The sequence below is a fragment of the Vibrio kyushuensis genome, from assembly GCF_050337325.1.
Taxonomy (GTDB): domain Bacteria; phylum Pseudomonadota; class Gammaproteobacteria; order Enterobacterales; family Vibrionaceae; genus Vibrio; species Vibrio kyushuensis.
Genome location: NZ_JAKJSV010000002.1, coordinates 729,811 through 751,937, shown reverse-complemented (window position 1 = coordinate 751,937; position 22,127 = coordinate 729,811). Strand labels below are relative to the sequence as shown.

Sequence of the window (22,127 nt, the reverse complement as noted above, 5' to 3'; positions counted from 1 at the left end):
AAAAAGCGCACGAAATGGACAACGTTGTTCTTACTCTACACTTGTTGTTCTACCAGCACGATAAGTAAATATAACTTGTCCTCTCACGTCACACCTCGCTCTACCCTAACTCGCAACAACTTAGCTCCATGCTTAAACAGTCTGCCATAGCTAGCCTAAGCATCGTCTACTACACTATTAAGTAATTTAACAATACTGGTTTATTAGTTTGGTATGACTGCACTCAAAGGAAATAAACATATCGTTGTTGGGAGTTTGCTATTTTTAGCTCTTGTCTCTTTTGTCTTTGCTTTGCCTTTTATCCCACAGTCGACAAGTAAGTTAATCAAACCTTCATTTCTTGAATCTATCGAAACTCAACACGCGCTCGTTTTTTTTGGTTTCCAAGGTTGCAGTGATGCCTGTCCGACCGCCCTAGCAAAACTGTCTCACCTTAAAAATACTCAAGGCTCAACCGACGCCCAGCTTGTTTTTGTTGATATTGATACGAATAGCAGTCAACAACGGGCTGAAGCCTTTGCTAAGACTTTCCACCACAGTTTCATTGCTTATCATCTGGATAATGAAACGCAGAGTGGTATCGACAACCTGTTCGGTTTAAAACATGACCAAACCGGTGCACAGATAACGCATCAAGGTAAAACCTACCTATTAACAAAAAAAAACCAAGAATGGCTAGTGAGCAAGGTTTACAACCCTAAAAGCTTTTCAATTAATGACATAAGACGAGAGCTAAACAAGTGAGGGATATCTAATGCTAAATACACTATTGGTTTGCTATAGCAACAAACTCAATGGGATTCTTAAAGATAAATTTCAACAAGACTTCATGCAAGCCGACCGCGTTGTGATGTTTGTCGTTATTGTCCTATCTTTTATCGTCGCCACTATTACCCCTTGGCAGCACGGCTATTTTTCCCTCGGAATTGGAGGGGGTATATTTGTTAGTATAATATGTGTTGCAGCCTATAATACGATGGCAGGAAGTATGCTCTGCCGAATGATTATGGCAACTGCACTCGTCGTACTTATGGCTATTACGGTACAACAATCCAATGGACTAGGAGAAGGTCACTTTCTATTTTTCCTCGGCTTCACCATTTTAATACGCTATAGAGACATCATCCCAGTCGCGACTTTTGTTGTATTTACGGTCGCACATCACCTTACGACAACCTACTGCCAAAGTATTGGAGTTGAAATCTTTGGTGCGCCATTATTGGTATTTTCATGGGGTACTCAAACCTCGTGGGGGCTATTAGCTCCGTTGATCTATCATGTTGTATTCGCCGTCATGGCCTTAATAATTTCGACCTACTACATCTTTGAAGGTAATAAACAATTTGTAGAATCTAATTCCGTGATAGGCGTAATTGAGAAAGCATCGACAGGCGATCTCACCGTGTCAATTCAGAGCGAAGTCGAGTCGACATTAATTGCCAAGGTAAATGCATTCTTCACTCAAATAAGAGAGATGCTACTAAAAATAGAATCCATTAATGAGAGTTTGTCTGCTCATGTGAGCGAAACGAGCAGTAAAGCGGCGCAACAAACATCACGTTCAAACCAGCAACAGCAAGAAGTTAATATGGTCGCAACAGCCGTTACAGAAATGACGGCATCGACTCAAGATATTGCCAATAATGCTGAGCATGCCGCAGACGTCACCGTTAAAACAGAAAAAATCAGTGAAGAAGGTGAAAAACTTGCCGTTACTTGTAAGACATCAATTACCCAACTTGCAGAACAAGTTCAATCTGCAACTGAGATTATTTCGAACCTAGAGCAAAACAGTTCACAAATACACGGCATTGTTGCGACGATTAAAAGTATTTCAGAGCAAACCAATTTATTAGCATTAAACGCTGCGATAGAAGCAGCGCGTGCTGGGGAACAAGGCCGAGGATTTGCTGTAGTTGCTGATGAAGTAAGGGTTCTCTCTCAACGAACTCATGACTCGACTGAAGAAATATCAGCAGTTATTGCAACCTTCCAATCAACTACCAACACGGCGGTTTCTGCAATGGGAACTTGTCATGACCTCGCCAACTCTAGTGTTACAGCAGCAACCGATGCAAGCCAAAGCTTTGAACAGATAGCAGCTCAAATCAAATCCATATCAGATATGGCCCAGCAAATCGCGACGGCTGCCGAGCAACAAACATCCGTTACAGGAGAGATCAATCAAAATACCGAAAAGATTAACCTCCTCTCTTCGGAGTCTTTTGCTGATTCGGAAGGTAATGCTCAACGCGCCCAAGAACTAGAAAATCAGGCGCAAGAGATGAGCACATTATTGAAAGGATTTACACTCCGCTAAAAAGTCACTTAATAAATAAGACATTGTGAAATAAAAACCCATGGAAGTTTAAAACAACCATGGGTTTTCTTTATAAGAGTGGTCGACGTATTAAATATTTAAACCCGTTTAAACTGGTTCATTTCTGTATTGAGCTCTACGACCTGTTCTTTTACGGTAACCGATGTTGCATGAGTGCTTTCCGCAATTTTAGAAACATCGTTAATAGACTCAGATACGCCCCCCATTATTGTGTTAATAGCTTGAGTGGAATCTGATTGTAATTCCGCAGCATTGGCAAGCACAGTCATCTCGCTGCTTAACATTTCTATTTGTTCTACCGTGGAAACAAGCTTTTCTACGGCCAGCTCTGTGTGCTGTGAACCTTGCTGAGCAAGTTGTTTACTCGCTTCAATTTCATCAACAACTGAAGACGTCGACGACTGGATAGCATCCACAATTTGGTTGATCTCAGTGGTGGATTCCGTTGTGCGAGTTGCCAATAAACGGACTTCATCGGCAACGACTGCAAATCCTCGCCCTTGCTCTCCGGCTCTGGCCGCTTCAATCGCGGCATTTAATGCCAGTAAGTTCGTTTGTGCGGCCAATCCTTCAATGACTTCGGTAACACGACCAATTGCCTCGCTTTCACGACTTAATGTTGTAACTTCATTACTCGCTTGTTCAATAGTCGAATAGAGTTGTTCGACCGTTTGCTTGTTTTCACCTAATGCCGCCGAACCTTGATCAATAAGCTCACTTGATTGAGCCAATGTTTTCACTGATTGATTCGCATGATGAGCCGTTGTTTGAGCCGATTCAGCCACATCATTTAACTGTTGACCGATCTGTTGAATATCATTTTTTTGCCCAGATATTTTATTAAGCGTTTTCTGGTTCGCATTCAGTAAGCCTGTAATACTTTGATCGACTTGTTGCGCTTTATCCGTTACTCCTTGGATTATATTGGCAAGTGACTGGTTCATACGATTAATCGAATCAGTCAAACTTGAAAGTTCATCGCTGCCTTCAACATTCAAAGGCTTTTGCGAAACATCACCACTTGCTATTAGCTGAGCTCTTTTAGAGATCCGACTGATACGACGGCCGATATTTCTGCCCATATAGTTAGAAATAGTGAACGCAGCAACAAGCGAAATTAGACCAGCCGAAATCAGCAACGTGATCACTTTCGAAATGGCGCTGAAGATCTCTTGCCCTGTATTATCCGCTTGTTTTTGCTGGGTAAGTACTAGATTTTCCAACGACTGCTCGAGTGACGCAGCGGTAGGAATCAACTCATCAGCCATTTTTTGGTTCGCTAAGTTCCAACCTGCTGACTGTCTTAGCTCTACTACTTGCTTAACCAACGGGAAATAGAGTTGTTGCATCTCATTGAATAGATCCCATAACACAACATCGTTACTTGATATCAGGGATTTCATCGATTCAATTTCAGCAACCGATTTTTCGTGAATCTTTATAAAATCAGCGTATTTGTCTAAATAATCTTGTTTTCCATAAAGTAGAAAATCACGCATAGACGCTAAGGCATTGGATAACGACGTATAACTATCGGCATACAGCTTAAAGAGGCGTTTGCGATTTTCGCCCTCTCTATTTGAGGACTCTTCATTGATTAGCCCTTGAATCTGATCAAGTGCAACTTCAGCGATTGGGGCCGCTTCATTAATAAATAGGCTATGCGCTGGTAGGTTTTCATCACTGTGACTGAGTTCGGTGATCTCTGTGACTAGATTTTTTAGTTTAAGCCACTGACCATTGACCATCTCATATTCAGACGGAGAGATAAGCGCCTCGAGAGTTGGAAGTCGCTCATCCGTTGAGGCAATAATGTTGTTTATCGCCTCCAATTGTCTAGATCCAACAGATTCGTCACTACCCAATAACATATACGCGCGCACAGTTGAAATACTGGTCTGAACGGATTGTTGTAGAGAGCGGCTCGTATCCACTGTCGGAAGATCTGATTCTAAAAGTGACTGAGTATATGTTTCAACAGTCGTTACGCTTCGGTATGCAAAAAATGCGGATGCGATAAAAAGTACTGCAAGTAGCAGAAAACTCAGCTGCAACTTCCCTGATATCGAGAGTTTCATCCATTAACTCCTATAAATAGCTGGTGAGACAATATAACGCTATTGAGAGGAATGTTAAATAGATGTGTATCGTTTTTCTAATTATAAAGTACTAAGTAGTAATGTACGGCCATATTATAGCAATAACACCTATAATTCATTGAGTTAACGAATAATAGAGAGGCCACCACTCTCTATTGCTTATCACTCTTTGTCGGTTGTCGATGTATTGATAAACTCACTATTGGACGCATAACCTAAATGAGTGACTCATCATTTGATAAACTTTTATTACTTAAAAATTCCTTTCCAGCTAATCGTCCCTGTTGGTAATCGCTCAATATGTCGTCTTTCCCGCTCAATAACCCTTTGCTGGAAAGTGGGGTCACAGGGGCAATTTCATGAATCAACGTCTCTTCGGGAGGGCTGTTCATGAATTCTTTAACCGATTCATGATTCAGATAATGCGAAACCAGCATTTCCATTTTTTTAGATTTCTCACCCGAAAAATTATGCTTGATAGATTGCTCTTTAATTAAATAGGCGAGCTTCTCAGCCTCTGGGACCCAATTTCTATTACTGTTACTTGAGGCTAGTGAGGGGTAATTAACCTTAAGCTGGTCTATTGCGTGGGTAAATTGATTCTGAAATTCGTAAAGTCGTTCTCTGTGACCAACTAATCCATATTTTTGAACCAACAGTTCCAAACCAGTTTCAACCTCAAGAGATATCTGAGAAAACGCACTCTCCTTAGGCTCTACCTCTGATTGATGCAAAATGGGATCGGTTGTAATAACGACCAACTCTCTAGCACCGCGCCTGTAAGCTTCTTGAACGGGAATCGTCGCAGAAACGCCGCCGTCTACCCACGTCGCCCCATCAAACTCTATATCGTCAAAATAGAGAATCGGAATAGCACTGGTTGCTCTAAGCACATCAAACCAATTATCTTCAAAGATCGGATAATAATAATCTTTAAGCTCCTCTACATGAGTAACGCACGCGAGTGCCTCCCTTTTTCGTCCCAGATACGGCTGAGCAAGTTTCTCTTTACCTTTGCTAATATCGAGTGGAAACTCGCCTCGCTCGACAAATTGAAACGCCCAATCAAGATCCATTGGCTGTTCATTTTTAACGAATTTATTAAAGTCAAAGAAGCGTTGATTCGTGGTGTAATTAATTATGAAATCGAGTGCCAACCCAGTTTGACCAGCAATAAAAGCGGCAATGTTAAGCGCCCCTGCTGATGTCCCTAAATAGATAGAAAACGGGTCGTAATTTTGTGTTTTGAATTGGTCAAGAACGCCAGCCGAAAACGCGCCTTTTTGACCGCCGCCTTGAACAACCAAAGCACTTAGTATTGGGTCTGTCATTAAAAGCTCCATTTGATATTAGCGAAGAAGAGTGTCGCCGCTGTTTGAGAAAATAGGCTATCTTGATTGCCATCGAATCTTTGAATAACGCCAAGAAGCTGCCAATTGTTAGCAAGAGAGTAACTATTTGTGAGCCCAATGAAATAGGAGTCATCTTGATAGTAGCTGGCGGATAATGTTGTACGGTTGAGTGGTGTAATATCAAAGCTAACGTCTACATAAGCTGTATTCTTGGTAAAACTTAGTGTTTTGGCGCTTAGTGGTAGGCTTAAATATAATTGAGCATTATCGATATCCAAAGGGTTACTGATATAAAGCCATGCGACTCGGCCCATCCAGTTTCTTCTACCACCAAGGCTATAATCGCCTTCTATACTGGCGACTACCGTCTGCTCTTGCTTAATGCCTTTATACTCTTCTTCACTAGGGTCAAACCAAGTCAGTTCCCCTCGCACTCCAGCACCTTTCCAATCAGTAGCAAAACCCGCACCGAAAACTGTATCTAACAGTGATTTACCGGCTATTAATTGGTAATCCCAGCCAGATATATTTGAAAAGTAGCGCCCTGAATAGCTATTTAGGCTGCCATCCTGATTTGGACTAGCAATCAGCTCGAATCCATCGGCGAAACCCAGTTTCTTGCCTACCAAAATGGCGTCTGATCCCGCTCTTTCTTCGTAGTCAAAGTCATAGATAGAGTAAGCATTGAACAGGTCATTTGGGTTCCAAACCGTATTCATAGCCCAGTTAATACGGAAGCGCCCCACCCTTGCATTCCACTCTTCTCCCTTCCAGTCAAAAAAGAGCCTATCAAACTGGCTATTAATGATCACATCATTACTTGTTTTTAAATTCTTATTTAAATCCATATAACCATTATCTAGAGCAACGAAGTCCGAATAGTTTGGGATATCAAGACTATCTCCCATGAGCGCTCGGTTCCGCATGCCGGCGTTAAAACGAAATCCACTTCCAAAGCGATACTCGAAATTGAAACGTTGGTGGATTAAATGATCAGCACTGTTATCAAACTCATCAGGCACGTTGTAAGTCGCCATGTATTTAACATAGCCGTTTAAGTCCCATGCCTTTTGAGGAGCAAGACCTGGAATTTGAGCGAAACAGCTAACGCTAGTCATCAATATGATTACAATTGCTATAGAGGTTTTCAAAAGCCTCTTGTTCAGCCATTGATTATGCATCGACGGTCTCAGTCTCTACGCTGGTTTCCACTCTATTTTCAGGTATTACCCGCTTATCTTCTTTTAGCTTTCCATCCTCAAAGACGATCACCCGCTTTGCACGTTTAATCACCCTTGGATCATGAGTGGAAAATATAAAGGTGGTCCCTTCTTGCTCGTTTAATTGCTGCATGATATCTAATAGTTCAGAAGTACTTTTTGCATCAAGATTCGCCGTCGGTTCATCGGCCATCACAAAGCGCGGGCTTGGTGCTAATGCGCGCGCTACAGCGACTCTCTGCTGCTGTCCGCCTGACATTTTGCTTGGTATTTTATCTTTTTGCTCTGTTAGCCCTACTTGTTCAAGTAACAGTAGCGCACGCCGCTTACACTCTTGCTCTTTGTGACCTTGTAACTGCATCACAAACTCAACATTTTCAAGTGCAGTTAGCACAGGTAGCAAACTGTAATCTTGAAAAATAAAGCCTATGTGATCTCGACGAAAGCCAATCAACTCTTTTTCAGGCAACGTACAGATATCACAACCATCAATGAAGACCGAACCTGAAGTTGGTGAATCGATCCCACCTACTAAGTTAAGCAGTGTCGTTTTACCCGACCCAGATGGTCCCATAACCGCGACAAACTCCCCCTGTTCGATAATCAAGTCAACACTTTGCACTGCATGTACTGGATAGTCAGTCTCTTGATTGTAGGTCTTGCATAACTGCTGTAGTTTTATAGTCATTAGTTCTTCTCCGCCATCGCATCGACTGGGCGTCTTTTAAGGATCTGTCTTGCAGGGTAGATAGCAGCAAACACACTCGCTATAAGGACAGTAGTAAATATCATCTGATACTCTTGAACGGAGACGCGTGGAAACAGTACAGTATCTATACCATACGCGCCTAACCCATCGGCCAAACCACCCAGTGAGATGCCATTAATGTTCATCAGTTTGATCATTAACACACTAAAGGCGATCCCTAATAGAGACCCTGTCATACCAAGTAAGGTGGTTTCCAGCATAATCAAACCAAATACTTTGTGCTTTTGCATTCCAACGGCCATCAAAACACCAAACTCTTGGGTTCTTTCAAACACTGACATCAACATGATATTGATGATCCCAAACATCATGGCGATAACAAAAATGATTAGAATAACTTGGTTACTGACATCCATAGTTGTCATCATTGTTGACAACATCGGTTGTATCTCTTTCCAGTCTCGCACCCGTGTATCTGCTGTCGAAAAGTCAATAACGTGCTTTTTAACCCTGTCGATTTGGTCAATGTCATTAACTATAATAGCGATCTCGTGTACGCCCTTCATGTTCGCTGTCTTTTGTAGATCGGCTTTACGAACAAAAATACTGCCATCATCTAAGGCGCTGTTCGGTGTTTGAAATATCCCCTTAACTCGATATGCAGCACCTGCCACTTGGCCCTGAGCGTCAGTGAAGGTTAAGACAACTTTCGAACCAACTCTAAGCTGAAGCCGCTCTGACAGTTTTACCGAAACCAGCACAGGGTTTCGACCTTTGCCATCAAACCACTCCCCTTGCTTAATATGAGAAGAAAGTGGTGTTATTTTAGTTTCAGTATCTGCATCAATGCCAATGATCTGCACACCTCTATTACTTCGCGCTGAGGCTACCATTCCTTGAGCAATAAAACGTGTCGATATATGTGATACACCATTAATCGCATGAATGTTCCCAACAAGCTCGGACCCATCATCAATAAGCTCTGATATATCAGGGTTAGTCACATAGGATGAGTTATGAACCTGGATATGGCTTGTCTGCCAACGAATCGCGTTGCTTACCATGCTATCAACAAAACCAGACATAAAACCCATCATTGCAGTAACACCCATGAGGCCAAACACCATGGCTCCCAGGATAATTGAGGTGCGTAGTTTATTGCGCCAAAGGTTTCGCCAAGCCAGTTTAATGAGCATGAGAGCCTCCTTTTAGGGCCGAGGCCACATTTAATTTGGCAATACGAATGAGTGGGTAAATCAGGCACAGCGCCATCATGCTAATAACAGTAATCACTTGATTAATGATGAGGTAAGATTCGATAGCAACAGGGATGATCGGTTCATATCCCGACTCAAGCATCAGCTGACCTGCTTCACCGGTTATTTCTATGGGGTAAAAATGAAAGTAAAGTAAAAAAGGGGCACTTACCAAAAGCCCAATAACAACACCGATAACAGAAATAAAGGTCGACTCGATAAGAATTAAGGTGGCAAGTTTACTTCGAACGAGCCCTGTTGCTAGCATGACTCCAAATTCTCGTTGGCGCTCGAGTGTCATCATCAAAATAGTAGCAAAAAGCCCAAACCCAACAATGCCATATAAAACATAAATCAAGAAAATCCCACCGGCCCTATCCATTTGTATCTGCTGAGCCATTTCTGGGGATAACTGCTGCCAACCTTTAACAACACTTTCGGGTTGATACTCCTTTTGCAGCTCTTTTAGTGTTTCTGGTAAAAGGTGAAGGTCAACAACGTCAATTACCCAATTTGTTACAAGGCCATCCACTGAATACAGCGTTTGCGCCGCTTTTATCGGCATATAGACAAGCTGATTATCCAATTGTTGTAAAGGGAAACATAATATACCCGCTACATTATACAAACCTGCCGCCGTTTGGCCGCGATAGCCTTGCCCGTATAATACCAGTTCATCTCCAACGATAAGGCCTAAGTATTTAGCCAGACTCTCACCAACAAGCACAGATTTATCGTCTGCGTGAATAAACCTTCCCGACACCAATTTTCCACTAATATTTGAATATTCATCTTCACGGCTTGGGTCGACGCCTAAAACCATGACCCCTTTTGAACGCTCACCTGCTGAGGCTAGAGCCACGGATTCAACCCTTGGCAGTACTCTTTCAACATTTGGGTAATTTTGAACCATCGATATAAAATTAGCGGTCTGTGGAATAACATCATCAATGCTGTTGGTGGTAGCATATTCCGGGTGCTGAATCTGAATTAGACCAGTATAAAAACGAGCAGCGTTTTCAATATTCGTACTATAGCTCCCCTCTTGAAAACTTCTCGTCATTAACGAGAGAAACAACGCCAATGCAAGCGCCGACGCTGTCAAAATTGTTCTTCTTTTTTGCCTCCATAGGTTTCTCCACGCAAGCTTAATCAGCATATGGTTACTCCCTTAAAGATTTCATCTGACTTAATGAGAAAAAGTCATCGCCTATCTCAAAGTCAAACTGCGCCTGATGAGTTGTCATAACAGTTTTATGTCCATCTTTATCAACTGGAATCATCTCCATGACCGCTGGCAATACACGCCCGCCCATTTCTTTAATATCGAAGGTCTGCATCACATTAACGAGCTCTTCGAACTCATCATAAAACTCAACTTTACGCTGTAAATTGGTCTCTTTCGATATCCACAATCGAACTTTACTCCAAACAACGGGCGCGTCAGGTTTTGCTATTGCGTCAATGACCCACACTGGATCTTTGTCAAAAACCTCTTCTTTAACGTATTCATGCTCATAATCAACGACGATAGAAGACTGGTTAATCAGGTCATCATTAGTAAAGTCAGAGCCCATCCACGATTGACTCAACATTGACGGTGCGATTTTGATGACACGCTCAATGGCTGGCACCCAGTTCCACATTTCTCGATGCCGTTTTAGCGAAGCACTGCCTTTGTCTTTCGCTGGGGCTGTTACTAGCACCATCGAGAGATCAGTGCCTTTAGTCCAGTTCTTCATACTCATTGAACGACGCCAGTCTGGACGAATGATCTCCATTGTCGACTCTGTGTAGCTAGAGTCGCCCCGCATCGCTTTGTCTGACTCTTCTACTATTTGGGTCGGGTTTAATTGAACAACTGAGGTTTGATCGGCAGCAATAAGGGAGGAGTAGAAAGTGAGAGAGACTGCAATGATCAGCGAGAATATACGATACATAGAGACCTTTTAGCTAAAAAGAACTGGGCCTCCAATATAACAATCCATGCATACTTTATATTGAATAATCACACAAAACTTGACTCTAAGCGCAGATAAATAGAATTATTCATTTATTTGTCTAAGTTTGGATACAAAGAAGCCTTCGCAAGAGCAAAGGCTTTCTTTAACAAACTCGTCTCTCTTCCTGAGATTCGGTTATTAATTCTTTGTAACAGAGTAAATTAGATCGTAACTGAAGAGATATAGTTACCGAGTTCATTATTTGAAACAGTCGTGACATATTCATCATTTAGGTAAAAAGCGACACTATCTTCACTTCTTTCGCCACGAAGTACTTTTTGTGTTCCATCAATGTATGAAATGTCCATTTGCATGGTGTTTTCATCAATCTGTCTCATCGTTGCTTTTTCAACGTCGACATTATTTGTTTGTAATGGAACTTCCGTTAGCGATTTGTCTAGGCTACCGTTTACTTTGATCATTGAATTCATTGGAGTATCAACAACTGCTGGTGACTTGCCAGTAATCGGGTTTTTACCTGTCCAGAATTCTACAGCATTAAAGATAAATAGATCGGCCATACTCGCGATACCATAAACAGGAGAAAGAAGTAAAAACATCCCTTCACGTCCGTAACGGTTATCGACAACTTCTAGGTTGAATTTAGAGACCATTCCCGTTGTTGCCATTTGACCCATACAACCTGTTAAAGAAGAAGCACCTAGCGCAACGACAATTGCAATTTTTAAAGATTTCATTTTCATATTGACCACCACTTTTTTTGAAGAAGCGCATCCTAACGATCCCGATCACACTTTGAAACACTTCCACACACTTCATTACCAAAACCTGACTTTGTTAAGTTTGTATCAAATTTACTTATACTCTTTTAAATATCCATCAATTCAACATGCAAACCCTTTAGTTACGTGTACTTAGAGCGTCAAGGCATCCAGTTCTCAAAATTAAGAACGCCACTTTAGGAATACATACTTTTAACAATCACACGCATGATTTAACACGCTGAAATTAAATGATTGTTTATGTCAAAAAGAGATTCCAATCACATTTATATTGGTTATAATCCGCGCTCGTTGCGATATCTGTTGATAAACGCAAACTTATTTTGAATAAATATGATTAACCATGCCTTCTTTCGAGAAGCAACACTGGGACTAAAAATGAGCAAGATCGATAAAGCCATGCGCATCCTTTTAGCAGGATTCTGTATCAACCTTTGTCTTGGCATCCTGTATGCTTGGAGTGTATTTAACAAAGCGCTTGTTACCGACTTTGGCTGGAGCGCAGCTGATGCTTCTTCTCCGTACGCGACAGCAACTATTACTTTCTCTATCTGCCTTTTAGTTGCAGGCATTCTTCAAGACCGTATGGGCCCACGTAAGATCCTTATCTTAGGTACGTTGCTTACGGGCCTAGGCATGATTGCTTCTGGATTTGTTCACTCTGTATTAATGCTGAACATCACGTTCGGTGTAATCACAGGTGCTGGTATCGGTTTCGGTTACGCTTGTCTTTCTCCTTCTGCGATGAAATGGTTCCACCCATCGAAGAAAGGTATGGTTAATGGTTTGATTGCTGCTGGTTTCGGTCTAGCTGCTATTTACCTAGCTCCACTAACTTCAATGCTGATTACCGATCTAGGTATTAACACGGCATTTATGATTCTTGGTGTTGGTGTATTGGTTATTGCTGTACCACTAGCGTGCACAATCAATAACCCACCAGAAGATTACGTTCCTGCTGAGCCTAAAGTTAAAGAAGGTCAAGCACCTGTTGTTGTTAAAAAGTCAGCGGACGTTAGCTGGAAAGCAATGCTTAAAACGCCTCAGTTCTACTCTCTTTGGGTAATGTACGCATTTGCGGCGTCAGTAGGTCTGATGGTCATTGGTAACATCACTAACATCGCTAGCGTTCAAGCGAATCTACCAAATGCAGTTTACTTAGCGTCTATTCTTGCGGTATTTAACTCTGCTGGTCGTGTTGGTGCAGGTATCCTGTCTGACAAAATCGGTGGTGTGCGTACTCTGCTTCTTGCATTTATCCTGCAAGGCGTGAACATGGTTCTGTTCGCAACCTTCGATTCAGAGTTTACTCTCATCATCGGTACTGCAATTGCTGCAGTTGGTTACGGTACGCTATTAGCTGTATTCCCATCGTTAACAGCTGAATACTATGGGCTTAAAAACTACGGTACTAACTACGGTGTTCTTTACACTGCATGGGGTATTGGTGGTGCACTTGGTGTTGCAGTTGTTGGCTATTCAATGGCTCAAAATGGTGGCTACGGTTTAGCTTACACTATCTCAGCAGCTATGATGGCAGTGTGTGTGGTTCTTGCAATTATCACTAAGCCAGTTAAAGAAGTAAGCGCTGATCAGCTACAAGCTGCTAACGCATAACCTTAAGTCTTAAAAAGCAAAAATTCTCTAAGGCTCAACTCAATGTTGGGCCTTTTTATTACCTATTTCTATTCACACCTCTGCTCTTCTATATCGTGATCTCCTGACGCTGTTAATCATGATTTCAAACCACATATCCAAAACAAAAACAACACAATACTGTGAATAGTGCTTATTACTACTTGGCATGAATCGTTATGATACAGTGTTCATCTGAACTTTGACTGACCTGTTTACCGCCAATAAAAAGGCAGCATTCTTCGTTGTTAGTCGATGCCTTTTCTCACAAAATGTCTTTAAACAGAGGCTTTATGAACGCAAAATCCCTCTCTACATTAGCTATAGCTTTACTTTGTTCTCACTCTGCTTTTGCTGAAGTCAACAAACCAGATTTGGTATTACAAATTACCGTTGATGGTCTTCGCGGCGATCTCTTGGATCGGTATAAGCACAACTTTGGCGAAGACGGTTTTCGCTATTTAATGGATGAGGGGATTCATTATACTAACGCACACTATCAACATGGCAATACTGAAACCATAGTGGGTCACGTTTCATTGGCCACAGGTGCACCACCAAGCGTCCATGGGATGGTAGGTAACGTCTGGTTCGATCGCCAGCAAGATCGTATTGTTTATAATGTTGAAGATGGCAACTATTCAATGCTGACAAGTGGTGCTGGGGTAGATAAAGCAACAGAGATCGATCCGACTCAACGTACTGCTCAAGGTGATGGCCGCTCTCCGGAGCCAATTCTTTCTACGACGTTTGCCGACGAACTTACTGTATCAAGTGCAGGTAAGTCTAAAGTGTTCTCTGTTTCTATTAAAGATCGCGGTGCAATCTCTTTAGGTGGCCACACAGGAAAAGCCTTTTGGTTCTCTAAAGCACAGTCTGAGTTTGTCACCAGTAATTATTATTACGACAGCTACCCTACATGGGTAAACCAATGGAACAAAAAAGCCATGCCTTCTCAGTACTCGGGAACTAAGTGGTCTTTATCTCTTCCGAAAGAGAACTACACTCTTGTTGAAACGGGTACGGATAATAAAGTCGATTTAGCAGGCTTTAAGAGGACGTTCCCTCACCCTTATGGGCCATCTAGCTTTCAATACTACAGTACAATGCTGACATTAAGCCCTGCTGGTGATGAAATTACTGAAGATTTTGCCAGCACTTTACTAAAGCAAGAAAACCTTGGTAAGAATAGCTTTACTGATTACTTAGCCGTTAGTTTCTCTTCAAACGACTACGTTATTCACTTATATGGCCCAGAAAGCTTAGAAACCGAAGACAATCTTATTAGACTGGACCGAACACTAGCGAAGTTACTAAAATCAGTCGATGAACAAGTAGGCTTAGAGAATACTTTAATTGTTCTATCTTCAGATCACGGTGTTCCTGAAGTTTCACCAACAGCGAATGGCTTGGGTTTAAATCAAGCTCAATATTTTAAGCAAGACAAGCTTCTAAATGAAAGTGTTGAAACGGCGTTGATGAAAAACTTCGACCTAGGAAAAGAAGCAATACGAATCTATTCACACCCATACGTTTACTTAAACCGTGAGATCATTGCTGAGAAAAAACTGGATCTAGCCGACGTTCAACAAGTCGTTGCCGATGAATTAATGAAAATAAATGGGGTTGTTCATGCCGTCACAACCAATGACATCGCAAAGAACCAAGTACCGAATACTCCACTAATGGAAATGATCAAAAACAATTACCACCCCGCTCGTTCTGGTGATGTTTATGTCGTATTCGCACCACGTTCTTACATCAACGATTTCGATGGTCTGTCCGTTGCGTCTACTCATGGTTCACCATGGCGATACGATACTCACGTTCCTGTCATTTTTGCCGGAATGGATATAAAACCTCAGCGCATTAGTCGTGATGTGACACCGTACGATGTTGCGCCAACACTTTCAAATAAACTCGGCATCACTTTCCCAAGTGGCTCAACAGGCTCAGTTCTTAACGAAGTTGTTGATCGTTAGACGGTAATAATCACTGTATTAAAAGGGAGCTTTAGCTCCCTTTTCTGTTTCATTATTTTCAGTCACAAATCATCACCAAAAACTATTTATACCAAGAAGACCATAGATTCGACGATGTTGGATTTTGTTGTATACTAAGAAAAGTTTTATGTTTTCTTGGTAACATCATGAATTATCGCAAGTTAATTTCCTTTAGTTTAATCATCATTTTTTCAGGGTGTGCTACATACGCGGGCCTAAACTACGATCAATTGTTCGGTAAGCCTGAAGTTCAACAGCGCACAGTTGATGTTACATCACCCCATTCCGAATTCTTTCTTAACGAGGTCAAACCAATCATCGATAATCGATGTGTGGTATGCCACGCTTGCTATGACGCCCCATGTCAGCTCAAGATGTCTTCGGTTGAAGGCATTGACCGAGGAGCAAGTGAATCACTCGTCTACCAAGGAACCCGTTTAACAGCAGCCAAACAAACCCGTCTTTTTGAAGATGCGCAATCTACTCAAGAATGGCGTGATATGGGCTTTCACCCAGTACTTAATGAACGTATACAAACGCCAACCGCCAACATTCAAGCAGGCCTAATCGCTAGATCGCTCATTCAAAAGGAAAACCACCCACTGCCTAATGTTAAGCAATTAGAAGGCTTTGATTTTTCGACAGAAAGAGCACAGGAATGTCATTCAATTGAGGAGTTTGACCAATACGAACAAGACTACCCAACTTGGGGAATGCCTTACGGACTGCCTAACTTAGATAGTAAAGAGTACTCAACGTTAATGACTTGGCTCCAAAATGGAGCCAATATGAACTCTCCAATCCCTCTTACTGTTGATCAGCAAGTTCTTGTCGACGAATATGAAACATTTCTAAATAACAGATCAATCAAGAGCCAATTATCATCACGCTATATCTACGAGCACTTATTTCTGTCTAACCTTTATTTTTCTGAGCTTGAATTGTCAGGCGATAACACTAAAGGCCCACGTTATTTTAAATTGGTCAGATCAGCGACGCCCCCTGGGCAGTCAATCGAACGCATAGTCACTCGACGACCTTACGACGATCCAAAAGTAGAACGTGTCTATTACCGATTGATTCCAGAGCAAGGGACGACCGTCAGTAAAACTCACCTTCCTTTTGCATTGAATCGTGAACGCATGAACAACTGGCAAGAGTGGTTCATCAATGCTGATTATCATGTAGAACAGCTACCAAGCTACAAAATTAGTGTGGCTGCCAACCCCCTAACCGCATTTACTGACTTACCCGTACACTCTCGCTTTCGATTTATGATTGATAACTCTCAAAATACAATCGGCGCATTCATCAAAGGTCCTGTATGTCGTGGGCAGCTTGCATTAAATGTCATTAATGACCGTTTTTGGGTGTTTTTCACCGATCCTGAAAAAGCAGACATACCAGAAATTAATGATTTTTATCAATCTCAAGAGATTAACCTTAAGTTGCCTTCAGAGCTTGAAAGTAACACAACGCCAATCGTGAATTGGGTAAAATATTCTAGACAACAAGCCCGCTACTTAGAGGCGAAATCGGATGTGCTTAATGAATTTTTTGGCCGAGGAAAGTACCTAGATACGAACATCATTTGGGATGGCGACGGGACGAACAGTAATGCTGCGCTTACAATATTTAGGCACTTTGATAGCGCAACTGTTGTACAAGGGTTAGTCGGGACGCCTCCTAAAACGGCGTGGATTTTAGATTACGCGCTACTTGAGCGAATACACTATTTGCTTGTTGCCGGGTTTGATATTTACGGCAACTTTGGGCATCAGTTAATGACTCGTATGTTCATGGATTTTTTGCGACTTGAAGGCGAAACCAATTTTATTTCTCTATTGCCTCACGACATGCGTCATATAGAGCATTCAAGTTGGTATCAAAATCAAAGCAGCCAAATGAGTGACTATATGCAGCGTAATGTCAGACCTTTCGCTCAGGAAAGTCAGGTTCCATTTAAAACAGACAACTATAAACAAGAGCTCTATGACATTCTATTGAAACAAATGAGTCCGGCTTTGCCCACACGTTACCAAATAGAACAGACAGGACTTACCAATGAGAACGAGCAACGATTAAGAACGCTTGATGCAATAAAAGGTGGTGGGGTTGTTTACCTGCCTGAGACCATAATGATGATCATTGAAACGGATTCGGGCAACGATGAAGTCTTTACTCTTCTTCACAATAGCGCCCATACCAATATTTCGAGTCTGTTTGACGAAGCAAGTAACCGTGATCCAGAAAATGATGATTTAACCTTAGTTAAAGGTGTATTGGGTAGCTATCCAGAGGCTTTTCTTCTCGTGAGTGAGAAAGATGTGCCAAAACTTGTAAAAATATTGTCAACTATTACGGATGAGGTTGACTACATTAAGCTATTGGATCAATTTGGTATTCGACGGAGTGATCCAAGATTCTGGCCTTTCAGCGACCGATTACATGCATGGTACAAGAAAGATCAACCTATCGAATTTGGATTGCTTGACTACAATAGATTTGAGAACAGGTAAATTCGTTCTCAACGCATATCTAGGAGGTGGATCATGGCACTAAAAGATAGTATCGAAGCTCTAGAGCAACAGATTTACATTGCTTGCTCTGAGGCTGATTACGATACCGTTAATATGCTTGAGCATCAGCTAGAGGTGTTACGAGACCGAGCTGAGCATCCTTTAGAGGATAACTCCATTGTGGTAAATGATATTCAAACGCCTAATCAAAAATAGCTATGCTATTGAATAAATAGGGCTTTGAATAAACAAAGGTTTGGTATTTAATGTTAAAGACACCTTTTCAAAGGCTGAAACTACAACACCCTGCTAGCAGGGTGTTGTTATTTTAATGGTTAGCACATTCTGTCGATTACTTGTTTATCTGATCATACATTGCTTCGACAAGCTTACCGGATGGATCTCCTGATAATTCCCATGTAAATATCCCACCTAGCTTGGCAGACTTCGCCCAATCCGCTTTTGCTCGAATAGAGCGTTGATCTTCGAATGAAATAAATACTTTGCTCTCTTCGTTCCACAGGTAAGGGGCTTGAGCCTGCTCATCGTACAAATAGCTGTAACCTTGTTTATCGCTGTAATTCTGCATGAGATCCCAGAACATAAAGTAACCGTTCTCTCCAGTGCCAAATTCCGCACCTTTTTCTGAAACAAGCTCACCAGATGGAAGTCCACCTTGGTAGTCCTTTGTTCCCTGCCAGCCTCTGCCATAGAAAGCAGCACCCAGTACAAGCTTTTCACTCGGAATACCAAGTTCAATCATTTGGTTTATGAACACGTCTGCGCCCATCCCCCACCAGCTTCTTTCGGTCGCATGTAAGTTAGTCACGTGACCGGTTTGCTGACCCCATCCACCAAGGAAGTCATACGTCATAGCAAACATGTTGGTCAAATAAGGCTGTGCACTGTCCCAGTCAATTTGCGCCGCTTTTGGCCCTACTCCAACTGCGGTCGACAATTCGTATTCGCGTGTTGTCTTTTTAGCTAATGCATCTAGATCTTGGCGTAGGGTTTTCACCAAATAGGTAAACGCTTCGCGCTCTTCAGCTTTCTGCTCATCAGTTAACTTTGTATTAGGGTTCCAAGGAGAAGTTGTCATGCCACCTCCACCTGGGTATTCCCAATCTAAATCGATTCCATCAAAAAACGCGTATTCGTTAATGAGCGCAACGGCTGTTTTTGAAAACTGCTCTATCGCTTGTGGGTCTTTCGCCATGGCATGAAAAGGTTCCGACATTGTCCAGCCGCCGAACGATGGCAAAATTTTAATTGAAGGGTTATCTTTTTTAAGTTGTGCAAGCTGAGCAAAGTGGCCTTTATAGTTAACATCCACTTCAACATTTCCAAAGTCATGCTCAAGGGCCGCTTTTTTGTCAACAATGATGGCTGTATAAGGTGCTTTGCCTTCACAAGCTTCCGCGACTTGAATTTGCACGGCTTTCGATGCGCCAGTATGTGGCCCACACATGCTAAGAAATGCATAGATGATGTGGGTCAGTTTATCAGCTGGAATATCTTTAACGGTATAGGCGTTGTCTTCATTTTCATATTGCCAATCGGCAAAGTAACCCGCTACTACCGGTTTCGAGTCAATCGAATCTTCAGCATTGGCCGTTAAAGAAAAAGCTGACAGTATCGCAAGCGTTGTTAGTGTTTTATTCATTGTAACCTCCTGTTATTGGGTTACAAATTAGTGAGTGTTTATTTATTTTACTTCCTAACTAAATAGGGCTGCGAGTGAAAACTCATTAATATCAGCCCTATTACATACATTTCATTTTTTGAGACAATCCTTTGTTCTTTTTAAGTGTTCTGCGTATAAGCGAGATTTCCTTACGAAAGTTATTTCGCTAACTTACTGAGACCTTCCATCTGTTCATCAAGGTTCAATACCGTTAAGGCGTTACTCACGCTCGTCGCAACAACATCAACAACACCCGTTCTTAACGCCCCCAGAAGTGCCAACGGTTTTGAGTTTTCAGCGGCAATAGCGATAACCTCGGCAATGGGGCGAAACTCTTCAATCCCAAGACCAATAACACGGTCACTCATAACGGTATCTGAAACCTTGCCATGTACGTCAAAGAAATCATAACCTGCGAAATCTCCTACGACACCTTGCGTTAATCGAGATTGAACCACTTCGTCGGTACTAAACCAACCCAAATCGACCATATAGCTGTTTTCACTCATATCGCCAATACCCACTAACGCCACATCGGCTTTGCGCGCTAGATCCAATGTCTGTTTAACCGTCGCATTTTGCATGAATGCACGTTTTTGCTCTGGGTTTTCCGCATAGGCTGGCGCGTATAAAGACTCTGAGGTACCGCCATACTTTTTCGCTAGCTGGCGACAAATATGGTCTGCGTTAAACATTCCTCCACGCGGGTGGATTCCACCAATACCGCAAACAAACTTACAGTCTCTGGGAGTAATAACACCTATATGGTGAGCAACAGACGAAACATTTCGCCCCTGCCCTACCGCGACAACCATCCCATTCTTTAAAGAGCTAGTAAGATAATTCGAAACGAGTCCTGCAACCTGAGTGCGTTGTGAATCTTCACTCGGTTGATCCAGTGCAATTAGTGCCCTACTAATTCCAAAACGCTCGATGAGACGCTGTTCAATCTTAGCACTGAATACAGGGTGATATTTGACGGTGATATCAACAATCCCTTCTTCGCGTGCCTGCTTTAACATACGGCCAACTTTGGCACGTGAGATTGCAAATTTACGTGAGATCTCTTCCTGTGTTGCCCCGTCTTGATAGTAAGCGACAGAGATTTCAGTGAGTAGGTTAGTCGCTTCGAGTGAGATGTCTTGAGTGTTTGGCAAAATTGTACCTATGCGCATAAGTCGTTTGTTCCATTCTATGTGAACCACGCCAAAATCACAAAGCATCCGCTCACTACAATTACAAATGCTCATCACATTTTTGAGATTGTTTTTTCCCAGCAATGAAAACGCAAACGTTTACACAACATAAAGACCACCGATGAAGAATAAATATCATGACGAATCTCACTTATTTATAGCTCATACAATTGACAATTTTTCTGAATGCTATAAATATGGATACATCAATTACTCAAGTAATGAGCATGCGCTCAAGGGCATTTGTTCACTACAACGGAATATAGATCGAATACTAAGAAAATAGCTCTTTTGTATCGATTTGCTTGCAGAAATCTTTGAATCGCCACTTGGCGTACTAAGCCCCAAAATAGGACGAATTATTATGAGCAATAAGTTAGCGCAACTTCGTAAACTAACAACTGTCGTAGCGGATACTGGTGATATCGAAGCCATTGCTAAGTACACACCTGAAGATGCAACTACTAACCCTTCTCTCATTCTTAAAGCAGCTCAAATTGCAGAGTACGCACCTCTAATTGATGCGTCTATCGAGTACGCTAAAGCACAAAGCGATGATAAAGCACAACAAGTGCAAGACACTTGTGACATGCTTAATGTAAACATCGGTAAAGAAATCCTTAAAGTTGTTCCAGGTCGTATCTCAACAGAAGTTGATGCTCGTCTTTCTTACGACATGGAAGGCAGTGTGACTAAAGCGCGTCAACTTATCAAAATGTACAACGACGCTGGCATCACTAACGACCGTATCCTTATCAAACTGGCTTCTACTTGGGAAGGCATTCGCGCCGCTGAAATCCTAGAGAAAGAAGGCATCAACTGTAACCTAACGCTTCTATTCTCATTCGCTCAAGCTCGTGCTTGTGCAGAAGCAGGTGTATTCCTTATCTCTCCTTTCGTTGGTCGCATCATGGACTGGTATAAAGCGAAAGAAGGTCGTGACTTTGAAGCTCAAGAAGACCCAGGTGTTATCTCTGTAGCAAACATCTACAACTACTATAAAGAGCACGGTTACAAAACTGTCGTTATGGGCGCAAGCTTCCGTAACATCGGTGAAATCCTTGAACTTGCTGGCTGTGACCGTCTAACTATTGCGCCTCAACTTCTCGCTGAGCTAGAAGCTGCTGAAGGCGAAGTCGTCGAACGACTAATCGACTCTAACGGCACGAAAGAGCGCCCTGCTGCAATGACTCACTCTGAATTTCTATGGGATCATAACCAAGACCCAATGGCAGTAGAAAAGCTAGCTGAAGGCATCCGCAACTTCGCTGTTGACCAAGGTAAGCTTGAAGACATGATCGCAGCTAAGCTGTAATCACTATCAAATTTAAAGAGGAACGAATATCGTTCCTCTTCTATTTCTAATT

At 42.1% G+C, this 22,127-nt stretch carries 17 protein-coding genes; 7 read left to right on the top strand and 10 right to left on the bottom strand.

The features are described 5' to 3' along the window. Positions 1-213: 213 nt before the first annotated feature. Positions 214-744, top strand: coding sequence for an SCO family protein (locus L4D20_RS03380; protein ID WP_428800139.1), 531 nt, complete (start codon positions 214-216; stop codon positions 742-744). Between the two features lie 10 nt (positions 745-754). Next, positions 755-2,320, top strand: a complete 1,566-nt coding sequence (locus tag L4D20_RS03375; RefSeq protein WP_428800138.1) for a methyl-accepting chemotaxis protein — start codon at positions 755-757, stop codon at positions 2,318-2,320. Positions 2,321-2,418: 98 nt separating this feature from the next. Here L4D20_RS03375 and L4D20_RS03370 read toward each other — a convergent pair whose 3' ends face one another. From L4D20_RS03370 to L4D20_RS03335, 8 genes are all read right to left on the bottom strand, one after another. Continuing rightward, a complete protein-coding gene (locus tag L4D20_RS03370; protein ID WP_428800137.1) occupies positions 2,419-4,419 on the bottom strand; it encodes a HAMP domain-containing methyl-accepting chemotaxis protein in 2,001 nt (666 codons plus the stop codon). 236 nt (positions 4,420-4,655) lie between these two features. After that, entirely contained in the window at positions 4,656-5,771 is a 1,116-nt protein-coding gene (locus tag L4D20_RS03365) for a patatin family protein (RefSeq protein ID WP_428800136.1), read from the bottom strand. Next, positions 5,771-6,973, bottom strand: coding sequence for a hypothetical protein (locus tag L4D20_RS03360; protein WP_428800135.1), 1,203 nt, complete (start codon positions 6,971-6,973; stop codon positions 5,771-5,773). The genes L4D20_RS03365 and L4D20_RS03360 overlap by 1 nt, the downstream gene beginning before the upstream one ends. Continuing rightward, a complete protein-coding gene (locus L4D20_RS03355; RefSeq protein ID WP_428800134.1) occupies positions 6,966-7,700 on the bottom strand; it encodes an ABC transporter ATP-binding protein in 735 nt (244 codons plus the stop codon). The genes L4D20_RS03360 and L4D20_RS03355 overlap by 8 nt, the downstream gene beginning before the upstream one ends. Next, positions 7,700-8,917 (bottom strand): ABC transporter permease, encoded by a 1,218-nt coding sequence (locus tag L4D20_RS03350; RefSeq protein WP_428800133.1) that lies wholly within the window; start codon positions 8,915-8,917, stop codon positions 7,700-7,702. The genes L4D20_RS03355 and L4D20_RS03350 overlap by 1 nt, the downstream gene beginning before the upstream one ends. After that, positions 8,907-10,136, bottom strand: coding sequence for an ABC transporter permease (locus tag L4D20_RS03345; RefSeq protein WP_428800132.1), 1,230 nt, complete (start codon positions 10,134-10,136; stop codon positions 8,907-8,909). The genes L4D20_RS03350 and L4D20_RS03345 overlap by 11 nt, the downstream gene beginning before the upstream one ends. A 4-nt stretch (positions 10,137-10,140) precedes the next feature. After that, positions 10,141-10,917 carry an outer membrane lipoprotein-sorting protein gene (locus tag L4D20_RS03340; RefSeq protein WP_428800131.1) on the bottom strand — a complete coding sequence of 259 codons (777 nt, stop codon included), beginning with the start codon at positions 10,915-10,917 and terminating at the stop codon, positions 10,141-10,143. 224 nt (positions 10,918-11,141) lie between these two features. Beyond that, positions 11,142-11,684 carry a DUF3332 domain-containing protein gene (locus L4D20_RS03335; RefSeq protein ID WP_428800130.1) on the bottom strand — a complete coding sequence of 181 codons (543 nt, stop codon included), beginning with the start codon at positions 11,682-11,684 and terminating at the stop codon, positions 11,142-11,144. 417 nt (positions 11,685-12,101) lie between these two features. Here L4D20_RS03335 and L4D20_RS03330 point away from each other — a divergent pair, with 417 nt between their 5' ends. The 4 genes from L4D20_RS03330 (at position 12,102) to L4D20_RS03315 (ending at position 18,096) form a co-directional block, all read left to right on the top strand. Then, positions 12,102-13,340, top strand: coding sequence for an L-lactate MFS transporter (locus L4D20_RS03330; protein ID WP_428800129.1), 1,239 nt, complete (start codon positions 12,102-12,104; stop codon positions 13,338-13,340). A 311-nt stretch (positions 13,341-13,651) separates the two neighbouring features. Continuing rightward, complete coding sequence (locus tag L4D20_RS03325; RefSeq protein WP_428800128.1) at positions 13,652-15,340, top strand: alkaline phosphatase family protein; 1,689 nt, start codon at positions 13,652-13,654, stop codon at positions 15,338-15,340. Positions 15,341-15,507: 167 nt separating this feature from the next. Next, positions 15,508-17,880: a fatty acid cis/trans isomerase gene (locus L4D20_RS03320; RefSeq protein ID WP_428800127.1), complete on the top strand. Its 2,373-nt coding sequence runs from the start codon at positions 15,508-15,510 to the stop codon at positions 17,878-17,880. 33 nt (positions 17,881-17,913) lie between these two features. Then, positions 17,914-18,096, top strand: coding sequence for a hypothetical protein (locus L4D20_RS03315; protein WP_428800126.1), 183 nt, complete (start codon positions 17,914-17,916; stop codon positions 18,094-18,096). Between the two features lie 136 nt (positions 18,097-18,232). Here L4D20_RS03315 and L4D20_RS03310 read toward each other — a convergent pair whose 3' ends face one another. Continuing rightward, a complete protein-coding gene (locus L4D20_RS03310) occupies positions 18,233-19,543 on the bottom strand; it encodes a glycoside hydrolase family 18 protein (RefSeq protein WP_428800125.1) in 1,311 nt (436 codons plus the stop codon). 179 nt (positions 19,544-19,722) lie between these two features. Next, complete coding sequence (locus tag L4D20_RS03305; protein WP_428800124.1) at positions 19,723-20,739, bottom strand: sugar-binding transcriptional regulator; 1,017 nt, start codon at positions 20,737-20,739, stop codon at positions 19,723-19,725. A 385-nt stretch (positions 20,740-21,124) separates the two neighbouring features. Here L4D20_RS03305 and tal point away from each other — a divergent pair, with 385 nt between their 5' ends. Continuing rightward, positions 21,125-22,075: a transaldolase gene (tal, locus tag L4D20_RS03300; protein WP_428800123.1), complete on the top strand. Its 951-nt coding sequence runs from the start codon at positions 21,125-21,127 to the stop codon at positions 22,073-22,075. Positions 22,076-22,127 lie beyond the last annotated feature (52 nt).